This is a genomic window from Paraburkholderia sediminicola (assembly GCF_046026855.1).
Lineage (GTDB): Bacteria > Pseudomonadota > Gammaproteobacteria > Burkholderiales > Burkholderiaceae > Paraburkholderia > Paraburkholderia sediminicola_A.
Genome location: NZ_JAQQET010000010.1, coordinates 45285 through 57442, shown reverse-complemented (window position 1 = coordinate 57442; position 12158 = coordinate 45285). Strand labels below are relative to the sequence as shown.

Below are 12158 nucleotides of genomic sequence, written 5' to 3'. Positions count from 1 at the left end.
GGACATCCCGGGAGAGCGACCCATGGACACATCGGATAAAAGCGGCCCGGAGGTGGTGTGCTGGCGAGACGGCGCGCTCGACGGCGCCTGCCTCGCCAGTGCTCGCTATGGCGAGCACAAATTCGACCGGCATCTGCACGACGAACTCGTCATCGTCATGACGCAAACCGGTGCGGGCCAGTGTCATACGCGCACGGGCAGCGACGTCGCCGGACCCGGCAGCGTGCTCGTGTTCGGCCCGGGCGAGTATCACAGCGGCGAGGTGTGGGAAGGCCGCGAATGGATTTATCGCGCCATCTACCTCGACATGGAGGGCTTGGGTGCGCTGGGCGCGGTGTTCTCGCCCGACTCGCGTCCCGACAAACCGCTTCTGATCCCGCCTGGCCTCTATCAGGATGCGCACCTTGCCGGTCTGCTGGTCAAGGCGCATGCGAGTCTCGATGAACACGGCTCCGTTTCGCTGATGGAGCGGCAGGCGAATTGGTGGGCCGCGATGGGGATGCTGGTCGGACGATACGGTCAATCGAGGCACGAACTCGGCGAAGCGCGGCGCGAAGCCCACAAGATGGCGCAAGTGCGTGAGTACGTCGCCGCCAACTATGCGCGCGATATCCCGGTCGACGAACTGGCGGAACTTGTCGGGCTGAGCCGCTATTACCTCACCCGTGCCTTCTGTAAAGAGTTTGGACTGCCGCCGCACGCCTATGCAACGCAGGTTCGGCTGCTCGCGGCAAAACGGATGCTCGCAGCGGGGCATGGCGCGGCGACGGCCGCCGCGGCCGTTGGCTTCTACGATCAAAGCCATCTCAACCGGCTTTTCAAACGAGCCTATGGGATTACGCCGGGGACGTATGCGGCGCTGAAGCCTGGGCATTAGGTGCGCGCCGCCGGAATGCAGCTTTATTCAGGAAGCGGAACGTCCTCGATCAATGCCGACTGTAAAGCGCGAATCCTGCGATCGACGAAGTAGCCACCGCCTTCCGTGTATCGCAGATAAAGACGGCTGCACAATGAGCACTGCCAGACGGTACAGCGGTTGTACGGGAAGTAACGCGGCGCGATGGGCGCGTCGGCCGACCAGTAGCCCGTTTTGCCCGGCAGATACTCGCTGAACGTGGGTTCAGGGTCGTCATCCGGTGCAAGCGTGCCGACTTCCTTCAACTGCGTTTCGTCGAGAGAAAGCGGTTGCGATAGCCAGCCGTCCAGTGGTGTTTTAGTACACGTGCATGGCGCGACGTCACGTTGTTCCGCACGTTGCGCGAGTTCAAGGAGCGTTGCCGCGTTCAGATATTCCGCCATGAGGTACGCGATTCCTGCGGGGTGGGGACGATGATGGCTGATTCGCCGCGACACGTGGTACGCGACTCACGATACGCGGCGAACCAGCATCATGCACGCTCTGACGCCAAGCGTGAAGTCAGTTGTTCATCATCCGGTCGCGATGAGGCACGACCCAGGACCGATCGAAACTTCCATTGGCGATCGACTTCAACGCCGCCGTTTCCTTCGCATGTTGCCGCCGTGCGCCGTCGATCACCGCTTCCACGTCAGCGGGCGAGATCGCGAGCAAACCGTCTTCATCGCCAACAATGATATCCCCGGGATGAACCACCGTCCCGCCGACCGTGACCGGCACGTTGATCTCGCCGGGGCCATTCTTGTATGGCCCACGATGCGTCACGCCACGCGCATACACCGGAAAATCGCGCTGACGCAGCGCGCCGACATCGCGGATCGCACCGTCGATGACGAGGCCCTGCACGCCCAGGCTCTCCGCGAAGCTGGCCATGATCTCGCCCATCAGCGCTTGCGTCAGATCTCCGGCGCCGTCGATCACGAGCACATCGCCGGGCCGGCAAAAGTCGAACGCGCGATGGATGGCGAGGTTGTCGCCGGCGCGGGTGTGCACCGTGACCGCGGTGCCGGCCATCGGCTTTGGCAGATGATATGGCCGCAAGCCGACCATTCCGCTCGCGCGCGCCATGTTGTCGCTGAGCAGCGAAACTGCCAGTTCACGCAATGCGTCGAGTGTTGCCTGGTTTGCCTGAGGCGCGGATTCGTGTTCGCGCCAACCGATTGGATTCGTAGCGGTATTCATAACGTTGCCCCTTGGGTGGCGAATTGTTGCTCGAGTTGACGGGACAACCGCGGATACACCGCGCGGGCGTTGTCTTCGTAAATACGCTGACGGTCTGCGTCGCTGAGCCATTCGATTGCGTCGATGTAGCGCCGCGTGTCGTCGTAGTAGTGGCCGGTTTCCGGGTCGATCCCCTGTACCGCACCGATGGTTTCCGACGCGAACAGGATGTTCTCGACCGGAATGACTTTGGCGAGCAGTTCGGTGCCGGGCTGGTGATACACGCAGGTATCGAAGAACACGTTCTTCATCAGGTATTCGCTGAGCAGCGGCCGCTTCATATCCTGCGCGAGGCCCCGATAACGTCCCCAGTGATAGGGCACTGCGCCGCCGCCGTGCGGAATGATGAAGCGCAGGGTCGGGAAGTCGGCGAACAGATCGCCCTGTAGCAACTGCATGAACGCGGAGGTGTCGCCGTTGATGTAGTGGGCGCCCGTCGCGTGAAAATTCGGATTGCACGAGGAGGACACGTGGATCATCGCTGGCACGTCGAGTTCCACCATCGCTTCATAGAGCGGATACCACGAGCGGTCCGTGATCGGCAGTCCCGACCAGTGGCCGCCCGAAGGATCCGGATTCAGATTGCAGCCGATGAATCCGAGCTCTTCCACGCAACGCCGCAATTCGGCGATGCAATTGGCCGGTGCCGTGCCCGGTGCCTGTGGCAACTGGCACACCCCAACGAAGTTGCGCGGGAACAGCGAAACCACGCGATGGATGAGGTCGTTGGATTCGCTCGACCAGGCCGCATTGGCATCGGCCGAGGCGAGGTGGTGCCCCATGCCGGCGGCGCGCGGCGAAAAGATCGTGAGGTCGGTGCCGCGTTCGCGCTGGATGCGAATCTGGCCGGTTTCGATGCTCTCGCGAATTTCGTCGTCGGTAATGACAGGGCGCGGTGGCGGCGAACCGCCGTCTTTCAGCGCGGCGATCTGCTGCGCGCGCCAGGCCTCGTGCTGCTTCGGCGAGGTGGTGTAGTGACCGTGGCAATCGATGATCATGGTGTGAAAACCCGTTGGGTATCCTTGTGAGTGCTTACCTGTGCTTGCGCGTTCTTAAAGGTCCGCGTCGTGCATTCGCTATTTCTTGAGCCACGGTTTTCAAGCGGTTTCAAGCGCGCGGGGCAGGGTCGCCGCCCGCGAGCGAGGCGGCGTCATTTTCAGCCGGCGTGACACGCATCACGAGCGCGATGATCGTCGCGACCACCAGAAACGCCGCGATCGTCAGCAGGGCCAGCTTGAAGTTGCCGGTTGCATTGCGTACCAGCCCGATGCTCTAGGGGCCGACCAGGCCACCGAACTGCGCGATGGTATTGATCAGCGCGATGGTCGCGGCGCCCGCGGCACCGGTTCTGAACGACGACGCGAGGCTCCAGAACAGCGGGTTGCCCGCGTAGATGAACAATCCAGTCAGACACAGCAGCGCGTAGGCGATCACAGGGTTCGGCGCGTACGCACTGCCGGCAATCGCCAGTGCGCTCATGCCGTACACGAAGGCGAGGTGCTTCTTGCGGTCGCCGGTGCGATCGGAACTGCGGCTGATCAGGAAGGTGCCCAACACGCCGAGCAGCGGCGGCGCAGCGGACAGAAAGCCGACCTCGATATTGCTCAGATGGCCGAGACTCTTGACGATCTGCGGCAGCCACAGGAACAGACCATAAATGCCAACCAACGCGCAGCCGAACAGACACGCGAGGCTCCATACGCGGATGTCGCTCGCCACGCGCAGCAGCGGAAAATGGGTATTGCCGCCGACAACCTCGCGTTCGGCGGTGAGCGTCGATTCGAGCCAGCGCTTTTCGTCGTCGGAAAGCCAGTTGGCGTCGGCCGGACGTTCGGTCATGATGCGCAGCGTCAGCAGGCCGAGCGCCATCGCTGGGACGCCTTCGAGGATGAACATCCATTGCCATCCCTGCAAACCGAGAACGCCGTTCGCGTAGGTCATCAACGTCGTTGAAATCGGACCGCCCAGCACCGCCGAAAACGATCCCGCGATAATGTAGCCACCCACCGCGCGAGCCCGGTAGCGCTCAGGAAACCATTTGGTCAGATAGACCGCTACGCCCGGCAAAAAACCCGCTTCCATCACGCCCAGCAGAAAGCGCAAAACATAGAAGCTCGAATCGTTGAAGACGAAGGCGGTGGCTGCCGCGACCGCGCCCCATGTGAGCAGAATGCGCGCGATCCAGCGGCGTGCGCCGACCCGATGCAGCAACAGGTTGCTCGGCACTTCCAGCAGCATGTAGCCGAAGAAGAAAATGCTGCCCGCGAAACCAAACACGGCTGGACTGAAACCCAGCTGCTTGTTCATGTCCAGCGCGGCGAAACCGATATTGATCCGGTCCAGATAGTTGAAGAACATCATCGCAAAGAGCAGGGGCATTAATCGCCCGTACACTTTGCGCATGGTTGCGGCTTCGTTCAATGAGGTCATGCTGTCTCCTACCTTGCTGCCACGGCTTCATGAACCGTCGCTGCGTTCTTATGGTCGGCCTGCCGGATCGAACGCCGGCAGTGTCCGTTGACCGCGTGATTGGCGGCCGGATTTCAGGGGCCGCTCGTGTCTGCATGGGCTGATGCGCTCATGAACGGGCGGGGCCGAAGCAAAGAACTTCATGATAAGAACGCTCGGACGGGGAGTCCAAGACCGCTTGCTTATGCTTGTATAGGTTTTTACTTATAGTGTGGGGGTAGCAAGCGGAGCGGGGAGGCAGGTAAGGAAGGCGCGTAGATGGGGTGAAGCGTCGTCGGTGCGAAAGGTAGCTGCGAGTGTCGATCGGTACGCCGAGCCGGGACCGCTGAGGTGGCGGAATACGACGTCGGTGCGTCCGTGCCGCGCGACCGATTCGCCGATGAACGTGACGCCCAGACCCGCCGCCACGAGCGCGATCGCGGTCTGAATTTCATAGGCCTGGTGAGCGACGACCGGGGTCACACCCGCGTCGCGATAGAGCGTTTGCACGGAGCGTTTGAACTGCGCGTTCTGGTGCTTCGGATAAAGAATCAACGGCGTATCGGCGAGATCGGTAATCCGCACGGTGTCGTGCGCGGCAAGCGGATGGCTCGGTTCGAGTGCGACCATGACGCGCTCGCGCAGCAGCGGATAGGACGTGCAACCCTCAATCGCCAGCGGTTGCCGCCCAATGCCGATGTGAATGCGCATATCGCGCAACGCATCGGTTTGCTCTTCCGTGAGCAATTCGAAGAGCTTGAGTTCGACCTGCGGGAACGCGTGGTGAAACGCCTTGAGCGCGGGCGGCAAGATGCTGTACATCGCCGAGCGCGTGAAGCCGATGCTGAGCCAGCCGCGCCGGCCCACACCGATCTCCTGGGCCACAAGGCTCGCCTGTTCCAGGGAACCCAGTATCTGGCGCGCTTCCGTGCAGAGATAATGGCCGGCCTCGGTCAGACTCAGCGGGCGCCTTGCCCGATCCACCAACTGCGTGCCGAGCCGTTCTTCGAGCGAACGGATCTGCTGGCTCAGCGCGGGCTGGGCGATATGCAGGCGCTCGGCGGCGCGGCTGAAATTGAGCTCCTCAGCCAGAATCACGAAGCACTGTAACGCCCTGAGATTCATATCCATTTTTCCTGATCTTCGGTAGGCAGAGGATAGCGGGTTGTACCGCGGACGACGCAATGCCTATGCACATGGAGGACGTCACGGCGCCGCAGCCGGTGCTCGACGATGAAGCTGGTAAAATCAAAAAATATATATAAAATTGGTGTTTATATCACTTCCATCAGATTGAGGACGCGGCCATGAGCGACGCGACAGCAGTACTCGACGACGGCTCGGGCCGCACGATAGCGTCCGCGCTGGAAACCACGCTACGGCGCGACATCATCGCCGGTCTGCTGGAGCCGGGCAGCAAGCTGCGTGTACGGGAGCTGGGCGAGCGCTACGACGTGGGCGCCATTCCATTACGGGAAGCGTTGTCGCGCCTGAGCGCGAGCGGTTTTGTCGTGGCGATCGACCAGAAAGGCTTCCGCGTCGCGGAGGTCTCGCTGGATGAACTGGAGGACATCACGCAAACGCGCCAGGACATCGAGCGGCTGGCGATTACACGGGCGATTCGCCGCCGCGATGCACGCTGGGAAGGCGAACTGCTGGCTGCGCATCATCTGCTGCAGCGTTTGCCCGTCTACGACCCAGCCCATTCCGACCGGCTGAATCCTGAGTGGGAAATCGCCCATAACCGGTTCCACGAAACGCTGATTGCCGGCTGCCAGTCGCCGTGGCTGACGCAGTTCGCGACCATGCTGCGCGATCAGACCGCGCGTTACCGGCACCTGTCGGCAACCGCGCCGCATGGGCACGACCGCAGCGTCGCCGACGAACACGAGGCGATCGTCGAGGCGGTTCTGTCGCATGACGTCGAGCTGGCAGGCTCGTTACTGGCGGATCACTTCGGTACAACCGCGCGTCTGGTTGCCGACGCGCTGCGCGCGCCGACAATAAAAAATATTTAAAGTTGTTTTATATATATTTTTGTCTTAAGATCGTCCTCAACATGGGAGGAGGACGAAATGCGATTCGTGCAGTTTGAAGAAGAGGGCCAGCGCAAGCTGGGTCTGCTGAAAGATGGCAAGGTAAAGGTGCTGGGCCCGGCGTCGCTCGACGATCTGCTGGCGAGAGGCGTCGATCTCGTGTCCTACGCGGCGGGCGCTGAAGTCAGCGGCGAGCGGTCCGTGGCGGAGTTGAGGTTTCTGCCGCCGCTCACGCGTTCGGGCAAGGTGATCTGCGTGGGTCTGAATTACAGCGAACACACGCAGGAGAGCAAGTACGAACAGCCGGGTTATCCGACGCTGTTCCTGCGTGTGAACACCAGCCTGGTGGCGCATAACGAACCGATCGTGCGTCCGAACGTATCCGATGCGCTCGATTACGAAGGCGAGCTGGCTGTTGTGCTGAAAAGCGGTGGCCGTCATATCGCGAAGGCCGACGCGCTCTCGCACGTTGCGGGCTACGCGCTTTTCAATGACGGCTCGGTGCGCGACTATCAGTTCAAGACGCCGCAATGGACGGTTGGCAAGAACTTCGACGGCACGGGTGCTTTTGGTCCCGAACTCGTCACGCCGGATGAAGTTCCGCACGGCGCGCGCGGTTTGCAACTGGAAACGCGCCTGAACGGCGAGATCGTGCAATCCGCCTCGACCGACACCATGGTGTTCGACATCGAAACGCTGATCTCCACGATCAGCGAAGCGATCACGCTCGAAGCGGGCGATATCATCGTGACCGGCACGCCGTCGGGCATTGGCTGGGCACGTGAGCCGAAGCTGCTGATGAAACCGGGTGACGTTTGCGAAGTAAGCGTCGACGGATTCATGCCGCTGCGTAATCCGATCGTGCAGGAACCCGCACGCGGCTGACGCGTCCGGGTGATTCTTCGCGCGGTGCCCCCGCGCGGCCCACAGAGGCCGCTTCCGGCGCCGCGCCAGGAGTTGGGCACTACCTCGCTGGAGACAGAGATGAGCAACGATGCATCCACGCGCCGCGCCGCCGTTCATTCAATCGATCATTTCGCGCTGAACGTGCCTTCGGTCGCCGACGCGCGGCATTTCTACGGCGCGTTCGGCCTCGACGTGCGCGACATCGGCGAGGGCACCGATACGCAACTGGAGTTACGCGCGCTCGACGGACACCGTTGGGCGCGTATTCTCCCTGCCGCTAACAAATCACTCGCGTATCTCAGCTTCAATTGCTTCGAAGGCGATCTCGAGACCCTCGAGCACCAGGTGCGCGAAGCGGGCGGCCGTGTCGGTGCTGACACCGCAGCACTTGCCGAAGGGCGGCAACATACGGATGACGGTCTGTGGTTCGTCGATCCCGACGGCAATCTGATTCACGTCGGCGTCGGACCGAAAACCACGCCGGCTCAAAAGACACCATTTGGCCGCGCAGAAGTAGATGCCGATCGCCGCGGCTCGCATCCGCGTTCGCAGGCGTGTATCGTGAAGCCGCGGCGCATGAGCCACGTGCTGCTGTTCACGCCGGATACGCTGCGTGCAACCGATTTCTATCAGCGCGCGTTAGGCCTGCGTCTGTCCGACCGTTCAGCCGACATCATCGCCTTCATGCACGCTGTGCACGGCAGCGATCATCATCTGGTCGCGTTCGCGAAGAGCAGCGCGAAGGGCTGGCATCACGTCGCATGGGATGTAGACGGTATCGATGAAGTCGGCGCCGGCTCGTCGCAAATGGCGGTCGCGGGTTACACGCGTGGCTGGGGGACGGGCCGCCATGTGCTCGGTTCGAACTACTTCCACTACGTGATGGACCCGTGGGGTTCGTTCTCCGAGTTTTCCGCGGACATCGATTTCGTGAGCGCAGGCCAAGTCTGGCCGGCCGGTGACTTTCCGCCTGAAGACTCGCTTTATCTGTGGGGGCCGGACGTGCCGCCGTATTTCATTCATAACAGCGAAGCCTGATCGCCACGCTGCTTCAAAGAACCTACGCACTGTAACGCCCCAGGATTCAACTACGTCCCGTCTCGGTACCGATCGACGGCTGATGGAACATGGCGTAAATCGCATCGAGGAGCCATGCAATGCCCGGGTCCGCCGAGAATTGCGAGTGCGAATGGACCTGAATTTCGATGGGCGGCAGGGAGAACGGCAACGGAAGGATGCGAAAGGCCTTGTTGCGGTTAAAGCGTTGCGCGATGCTCCTGGGGAAAATGACGGCGAGATCGGTATGTTGAACGATCTCGGGCGCCACCACGAAATGGGGCAAGCGCAATACGATATCCCGGTGGAGATTCAGTTCTTCCAGCCATTGCTCGACCATCCTGTGCCCGGTTGCGTTTGTGCTTGCGTAGACGTAGCGCAAGCCCGCGAGGTCTTCCTTGGTTGGCTTCTGTTTGCGTAGCGGGTGGCCTGCCCGCACCACGCAGACATGTTCGTCGACGAAGAGGGTCTTGCTCACGCAACCCGGGTCAAGGCCCGGCACGTAGCCGAGTGCCAGATCGATCTTGCCGCTGCGCATTGCAGTGCTAACCGAGTCGACTGGGAAGTTCGCGATCTCAATACGGATGCCACGCGCGTTCTGGTCGAGCATCGTGAGAAGGGGGGGCAGAAAATAGAACTCCGACATGTCTGACATGGAAACGCGGAATACACGTTGCGCGATGGCGGGGTCGAATTTCGCGAGTTGCTGGACCGCGACGTTGATGATCCCGAACGCCTGTGTGAGGGGCGCATGCAAGTGCAAAGCGGCGTCGGTCGGGACCATGCCGGTGGGCGTTCGAACGAAGAGAGGGTCGTCGAACAGGACACGCAAACGGCGCAGTGCATGGCTGACCGCTGGTTGCGTGAGTCCGAGGCGCTCACCCGCGGCGGTCAGACTGCGCAGATCGGAGATGGCCAGAAACACGCGCAGCAGATTCAAATCCGTAATGCCGGGGTGCGACTTGGTCATGACGTTCGGATCGCGGCAGTGAGGGGCGTTTATGTCGGTTTCAGATTACCGTAAATGCTGCGCATAGGGAAATGCGGGGTTGGTCCGCTGTACGGCGGAAATGCGTTGAAATCCTGTTTCATGTGTGCACGGATCGGCGACGCCAGCGCCGCGGCGAGTGCTTCGGGATTGTCGAAGACGACCTTGTTGCGCTGCATGGCGGTGGCGCGCGGAATACTCAGGCCGGATCGGTATTCGAGTCGCGTATAGATTTCCAGTTCGCGAATACCGGGCAGTTGCGCCATCAGCGGCGGATGATGTGTGATGTAGTGCGTCAGCCATGCGTTGAAATCTTCCGCTTCGCCTTCGTAGCTGACGAGGTAAGTGCATCGTTCAGCGCGAGGGTCGGCGCCGCCTGGATTCGGTGTGGCGAATGGCCTGACTGCCATGACTTGCTGTGCGAACGTGAGATTGACTTTGGCAGCGTTCGTTATGCGATCCACGATCCTGTGCATCGCGCCGTCGGCTTGCAGCGCTGTTTCGAGCAAACCGAGATCGTCGAAATACCATTGCAATGCGCAGCAGGGGCTCGAAGCATGGGTCTTCGACAACGGGTCGCTATCCGGCGACTCCGCAGGGAGATGGATCACGAAACGGGTCAGCCCCGGGGTGAGTCCTTGTATTTCTCGCGATGCCGCTTCGAGCAGGGACCGGTCAACAGGCAGTCGCGCTTTGCCCGCGTCATCGCAGTGGGCAAGAAGAAACAGGCAGACCTCCATGCCTACCTCCCTGTATGCGCGGTAACGGATGGCGTTGCCGCTGCCGGCCGCGTCAGGCAATGGAACTGCCGCCCGAAATAGATGAGCCCGTCACCATTGGATCGCAGCGCAATGTGCCGGATCTGCACGAACATGACGGAGTGCGAACCGACCGTCTTGATGTCGACGATTTCGCCTTCCAGACTGGCAATCGCATCCGAGAGAACGGGCACCGAAGCTTGTCCGCTCGCCCATGCATGTCGTCCGAACCGCTCGTCCATCGAACACGCTGTCATTCCGGCAAAATCACGCGCGAGATCCTGGTACCCGGCAGCGAGCACGTTGATGCACACATTGCGGTTGCGATGCAGTACGTCGTGGACGTAGCTGGCCTGATTGATACAGACGAGCATGGTCGGCGGCGCGTCCGTCACCGAGCACACGGCGCTCGCTGTGATGCCGCAGCGACCGCCGGACCCGTTCGTGGTGATGACGTTGACGGCGGCGGGCAGGCACGCCATGGCGTCGCGGAAACGCTTTCTGGTGTCTTCGATCGTCACGTTCTGTGCCTCGTGATTGTGGAGTGCGAGTCGTTGCGTCAGGGGCATCAGGGATAAGGCGTGACCGGCGGCACGCCTGCGAACAGCGCGCCGGATGCGTCGTAAGTCCCTTCGCCAAGAAACGCGTGCTGGGTCACGACGATCGAATCCCGCACCAGACGCTGCAAGCGGTTCTCGCGATAGATCGCGGCTACTCCTGCCATCTGGTAAGCCTGCATCACGACCTCGGCACCGACCTGCGCGGCATGTGTTGCACTCAGGCGCAGCAAATTGGCCTGGTCCTGCGTGACGGGATCGCCGGCAACAATTGTCTTCCATGCTGCCTCGGCGGACTCGTAGAAGAACGCACGGGCACTGCGCCAGTTGGCCTCTGCTTTCGCAAGGCCCGAGCGGTAATAGCCCCGATCCGCGAGACGCGGCGCGCCGGTCGTGGTTCTGGTCGATCCGGACATGCCCGTCAGCAGATCGAGCGCTGCGCGCGCGAGGCCGATATTGACAGCGGCGTGCACTTGCGCCTGATAGGCGACAGCGGGATAGCGGTAGAGTGGTTCGTCGATCAACGGCTGGCCGCCGCGTACAAAAGTCCATTGCGTATCGACGAATTTGTCGTGCAGTCGCAAGTCGTGGCTGCCGGTGCCCTGCATACCGACGACGTTCCAGTTCTCGACGATCTCCACCTCATGCGCGGGAAATACCGCGGTGAACGGCTTGCCCGCGCCCGCATCGCCTGAACTTGCGGGTGTGCCGCCGATCCCGACGCCGATCCAGTCCGCGCCCTTGCAGCCGCTGGCAAAGCGCCATTGACCGCTGACCATGAAGCCGCCGGCCACTCTGGTGGCCGGTTGCAGCGGATAGAGGCCGCCGGAGAAAACCTGATCCGGGCCAGTGGCATAAATGTGCTGCTGCGTTTCGATCGGCAGCGAGGCGAGATAAGTATTCGCCGAGCCGAACGCGGCGACCCAGGCGGTCGAGCCGTCGGCGATGGCAATGCGTTCGAGGATTCGCAGGAATTGCGGCGGCGGCAACGCGTCGCCGCCGAATCGCTGTGGCGTACTCGCGCGGAAAATCCCCGCGCGTTTCATCTTCGCGACCATGTCGCGCGGAACATGTGACACCTGATCGAATTCGTCCCGGCGACGCTCGATCTCGCCGATCAGCGCGTCGAGGGTAATCGGACCTGCGTACTCCGGATAAGGATCCGTGTGATCGATCGCGCGAGGTTCGTAGGCGTAGGTCGAAAGACTGTTGCTTTGAAGGCTTTGCATGATGGCAACGTGAGGAAATGAATGAGGGGTTGATGACGCGGCG

At 61.7% G+C, this 12158-nt stretch carries 12 protein-coding genes and 1 pseudogene; 4 read left to right on the top strand and 9 right to left on the bottom strand.

The genetic code is table 11. The annotated features are described in order from the left end of the window. Positions 1-22: 22 nt before the first annotated feature. Entirely contained in the window at positions 23-877 is an 855-nt protein-coding gene (locus PQR40_RS13090; RefSeq protein WP_408509126.1) for an AraC family transcriptional regulator, read from the top strand. 23 nt (positions 878-900) lie between these two features. Here the strand turns inward: PQR40_RS13090 and PQR40_RS13085 are convergent, their stop codons facing one another. The 5 genes and pseudogenes from PQR40_RS13085 to PQR40_RS13065 all read right to left on the bottom strand — a co-directional run bounded on the left by PQR40_RS13085 (position 901) and on the right by PQR40_RS13065 (position 5710). Continuing rightward, positions 901-1299 carry a hypothetical protein gene (locus PQR40_RS13085; protein ID WP_408229154.1) on the bottom strand — a complete coding sequence of 133 codons (399 nt, stop codon included), beginning with the start codon at positions 1297-1299 and terminating at the stop codon, positions 901-903. A 118-nt stretch (positions 1300-1417) separates the two neighbouring features. Further along, positions 1418-2098: an RraA family protein gene (locus tag PQR40_RS13080; protein ID WP_408509125.1), complete on the bottom strand. Its 681-nt coding sequence runs from the start codon at positions 2096-2098 to the stop codon at positions 1418-1420. Continuing rightward, positions 2095-3135 (bottom strand): amidohydrolase family protein, encoded by a 1041-nt coding sequence (locus tag PQR40_RS13075; RefSeq protein WP_408509124.1) that lies wholly within the window; start codon positions 3133-3135, stop codon positions 2095-2097. The genes PQR40_RS13080 and PQR40_RS13075 overlap by 4 nt, the downstream gene beginning before the upstream one ends. Before the next feature lie 109 nt (positions 3136-3244). Further along, positions 3245-4567: pseudogene (locus tag PQR40_RS13070) on the bottom strand (MFS transporter). A gap of 243 nt (positions 4568-4810) precedes the next feature. Next, the gene (locus PQR40_RS13065; protein WP_408229142.1) at positions 4811-5710 is read right to left on the bottom strand and encodes a LysR family transcriptional regulator; all 900 of its coding nucleotides are present in this window, start codon (positions 5708-5710) and stop codon (positions 4811-4813) included. A gap of 182 nt (positions 5711-5892) precedes the next feature. Between PQR40_RS13065 and PQR40_RS13060 the strand changes: the two genes are divergently transcribed. From PQR40_RS13060 to PQR40_RS13050, 3 genes are all read left to right on the top strand, one after another. After that, positions 5893-6603 carry an FCD domain-containing protein gene (locus PQR40_RS13060; RefSeq protein WP_408509123.1) on the top strand — a complete coding sequence of 237 codons (711 nt, stop codon included), beginning with the start codon at positions 5893-5895 and terminating at the stop codon, positions 6601-6603. 57 nt (positions 6604-6660) lie between these two features. Then, complete coding sequence (locus PQR40_RS13055) at positions 6661-7506, top strand: fumarylacetoacetate hydrolase family protein (RefSeq protein WP_408509122.1); 846 nt, start codon at positions 6661-6663, stop codon at positions 7504-7506. 99 nt (positions 7507-7605) lie between these two features. Then, on the top strand, positions 7606-8565 hold the full coding sequence (locus PQR40_RS13050; RefSeq protein ID WP_408509121.1) for a VOC family protein: 960 nt from the start codon (positions 7606-7608) through the stop codon (positions 8563-8565). A 46-nt stretch (positions 8566-8611) separates the two neighbouring features. Here PQR40_RS13050 and PQR40_RS13045 read toward each other — a convergent pair whose 3' ends face one another. From PQR40_RS13045 to PQR40_RS13030, 4 genes are all read right to left on the bottom strand, one after another. Continuing rightward, positions 8612-9553 (bottom strand): LysR family transcriptional regulator, encoded by a 942-nt coding sequence (locus PQR40_RS13045; protein WP_408509120.1) that lies wholly within the window; start codon positions 9551-9553, stop codon positions 8612-8614. A 29-nt stretch (positions 9554-9582) separates the two neighbouring features. Continuing rightward, positions 9583-10311, bottom strand: coding sequence for an EthD family reductase (locus tag PQR40_RS13040; RefSeq protein ID WP_408509119.1), 729 nt, complete (start codon positions 10309-10311; stop codon positions 9583-9585). Positions 10312-10313: 2 nt separating this feature from the next. Beyond that, positions 10314-10811, bottom strand: a complete 498-nt coding sequence (locus tag PQR40_RS13035; protein WP_408509201.1) for a flavin reductase — start codon at positions 10809-10811, stop codon at positions 10314-10316. A gap of 86 nt (positions 10812-10897) precedes the next feature. Then, a complete protein-coding gene (locus tag PQR40_RS13030) occupies positions 10898-12115 on the bottom strand; it encodes an acyl-CoA dehydrogenase family protein (RefSeq protein WP_408509118.1) in 1218 nt (405 codons plus the stop codon). Positions 12116-12158 lie beyond the last annotated feature (43 nt).

Bases quoted from the DNA above. Each gene is read 5' to 3' on its own strand.
- PQR40_RS13075 (WP_408509124.1), bottom strand. From the start codon at position 3,135: ATGATCATCGATTGCCACGGTCACTACACCACCTCGCCGAAGCAGCAC.
- PQR40_RS13040 (WP_408509119.1), bottom strand. From the start codon at position 10,311: ATGGAGGTCTGCCTGTTTCTTCTTGCCCACTGCGATGACGCGGGCAAA.
- PQR40_RS13035 (WP_408509201.1), bottom strand. From the start codon at position 10,811: ATGGCGTGCCTGCCCGCCGCCGTCAACGTCATCACCACGAACGGGTCC.
- PQR40_RS13060 (WP_408509123.1), top strand. From the start codon at position 5,893: ATGAGCGACGCGACAGCAGTACTCGACGACGGCTCGGGCCGCACGATA.
- PQR40_RS13055 (WP_408509122.1), top strand. From the start codon at position 6,661: ATGCGATTCGTGCAGTTTGAAGAAGAGGGCCAGCGCAAGCTGGGTCTG.
- PQR40_RS13065 (WP_408229142.1), bottom strand. From the start codon at position 5,710: ATGAATCTCAGGGCGTTACAGTGCTTCGTGATTCTGGCTGAGGAGCTC.
- PQR40_RS13030 (WP_408509118.1), bottom strand. From the start codon at position 12,115: ATGCAAAGCCTTCAAAGCAACAGTCTTTCGACCTACGCCTACGAACCT.
- PQR40_RS13080 (WP_408509125.1), bottom strand. From the start codon at position 2,098: ATGAATACCGCTACGAATCCAATCGGTTGGCGCGAACACGAATCCGCG.
- PQR40_RS13090 (WP_408509126.1), top strand. From the start codon at position 23: ATGGACACATCGGATAAAAGCGGCCCGGAGGTGGTGTGCTGGCGAGAC.
- PQR40_RS13045 (WP_408509120.1), bottom strand. From the start codon at position 9,553: ATGACCAAGTCGCACCCCGGCATTACGGATTTGAATCTGCTGCGCGTG.
- PQR40_RS13085 (WP_408229154.1), bottom strand. From the start codon at position 1,299: ATGGCGGAATATCTGAACGCGGCAACGCTCCTTGAACTCGCGCAACGT.
- PQR40_RS13050 (WP_408509121.1), top strand. From the start codon at position 7,606: ATGAGCAACGATGCATCCACGCGCCGCGCCGCCGTTCATTCAATCGAT.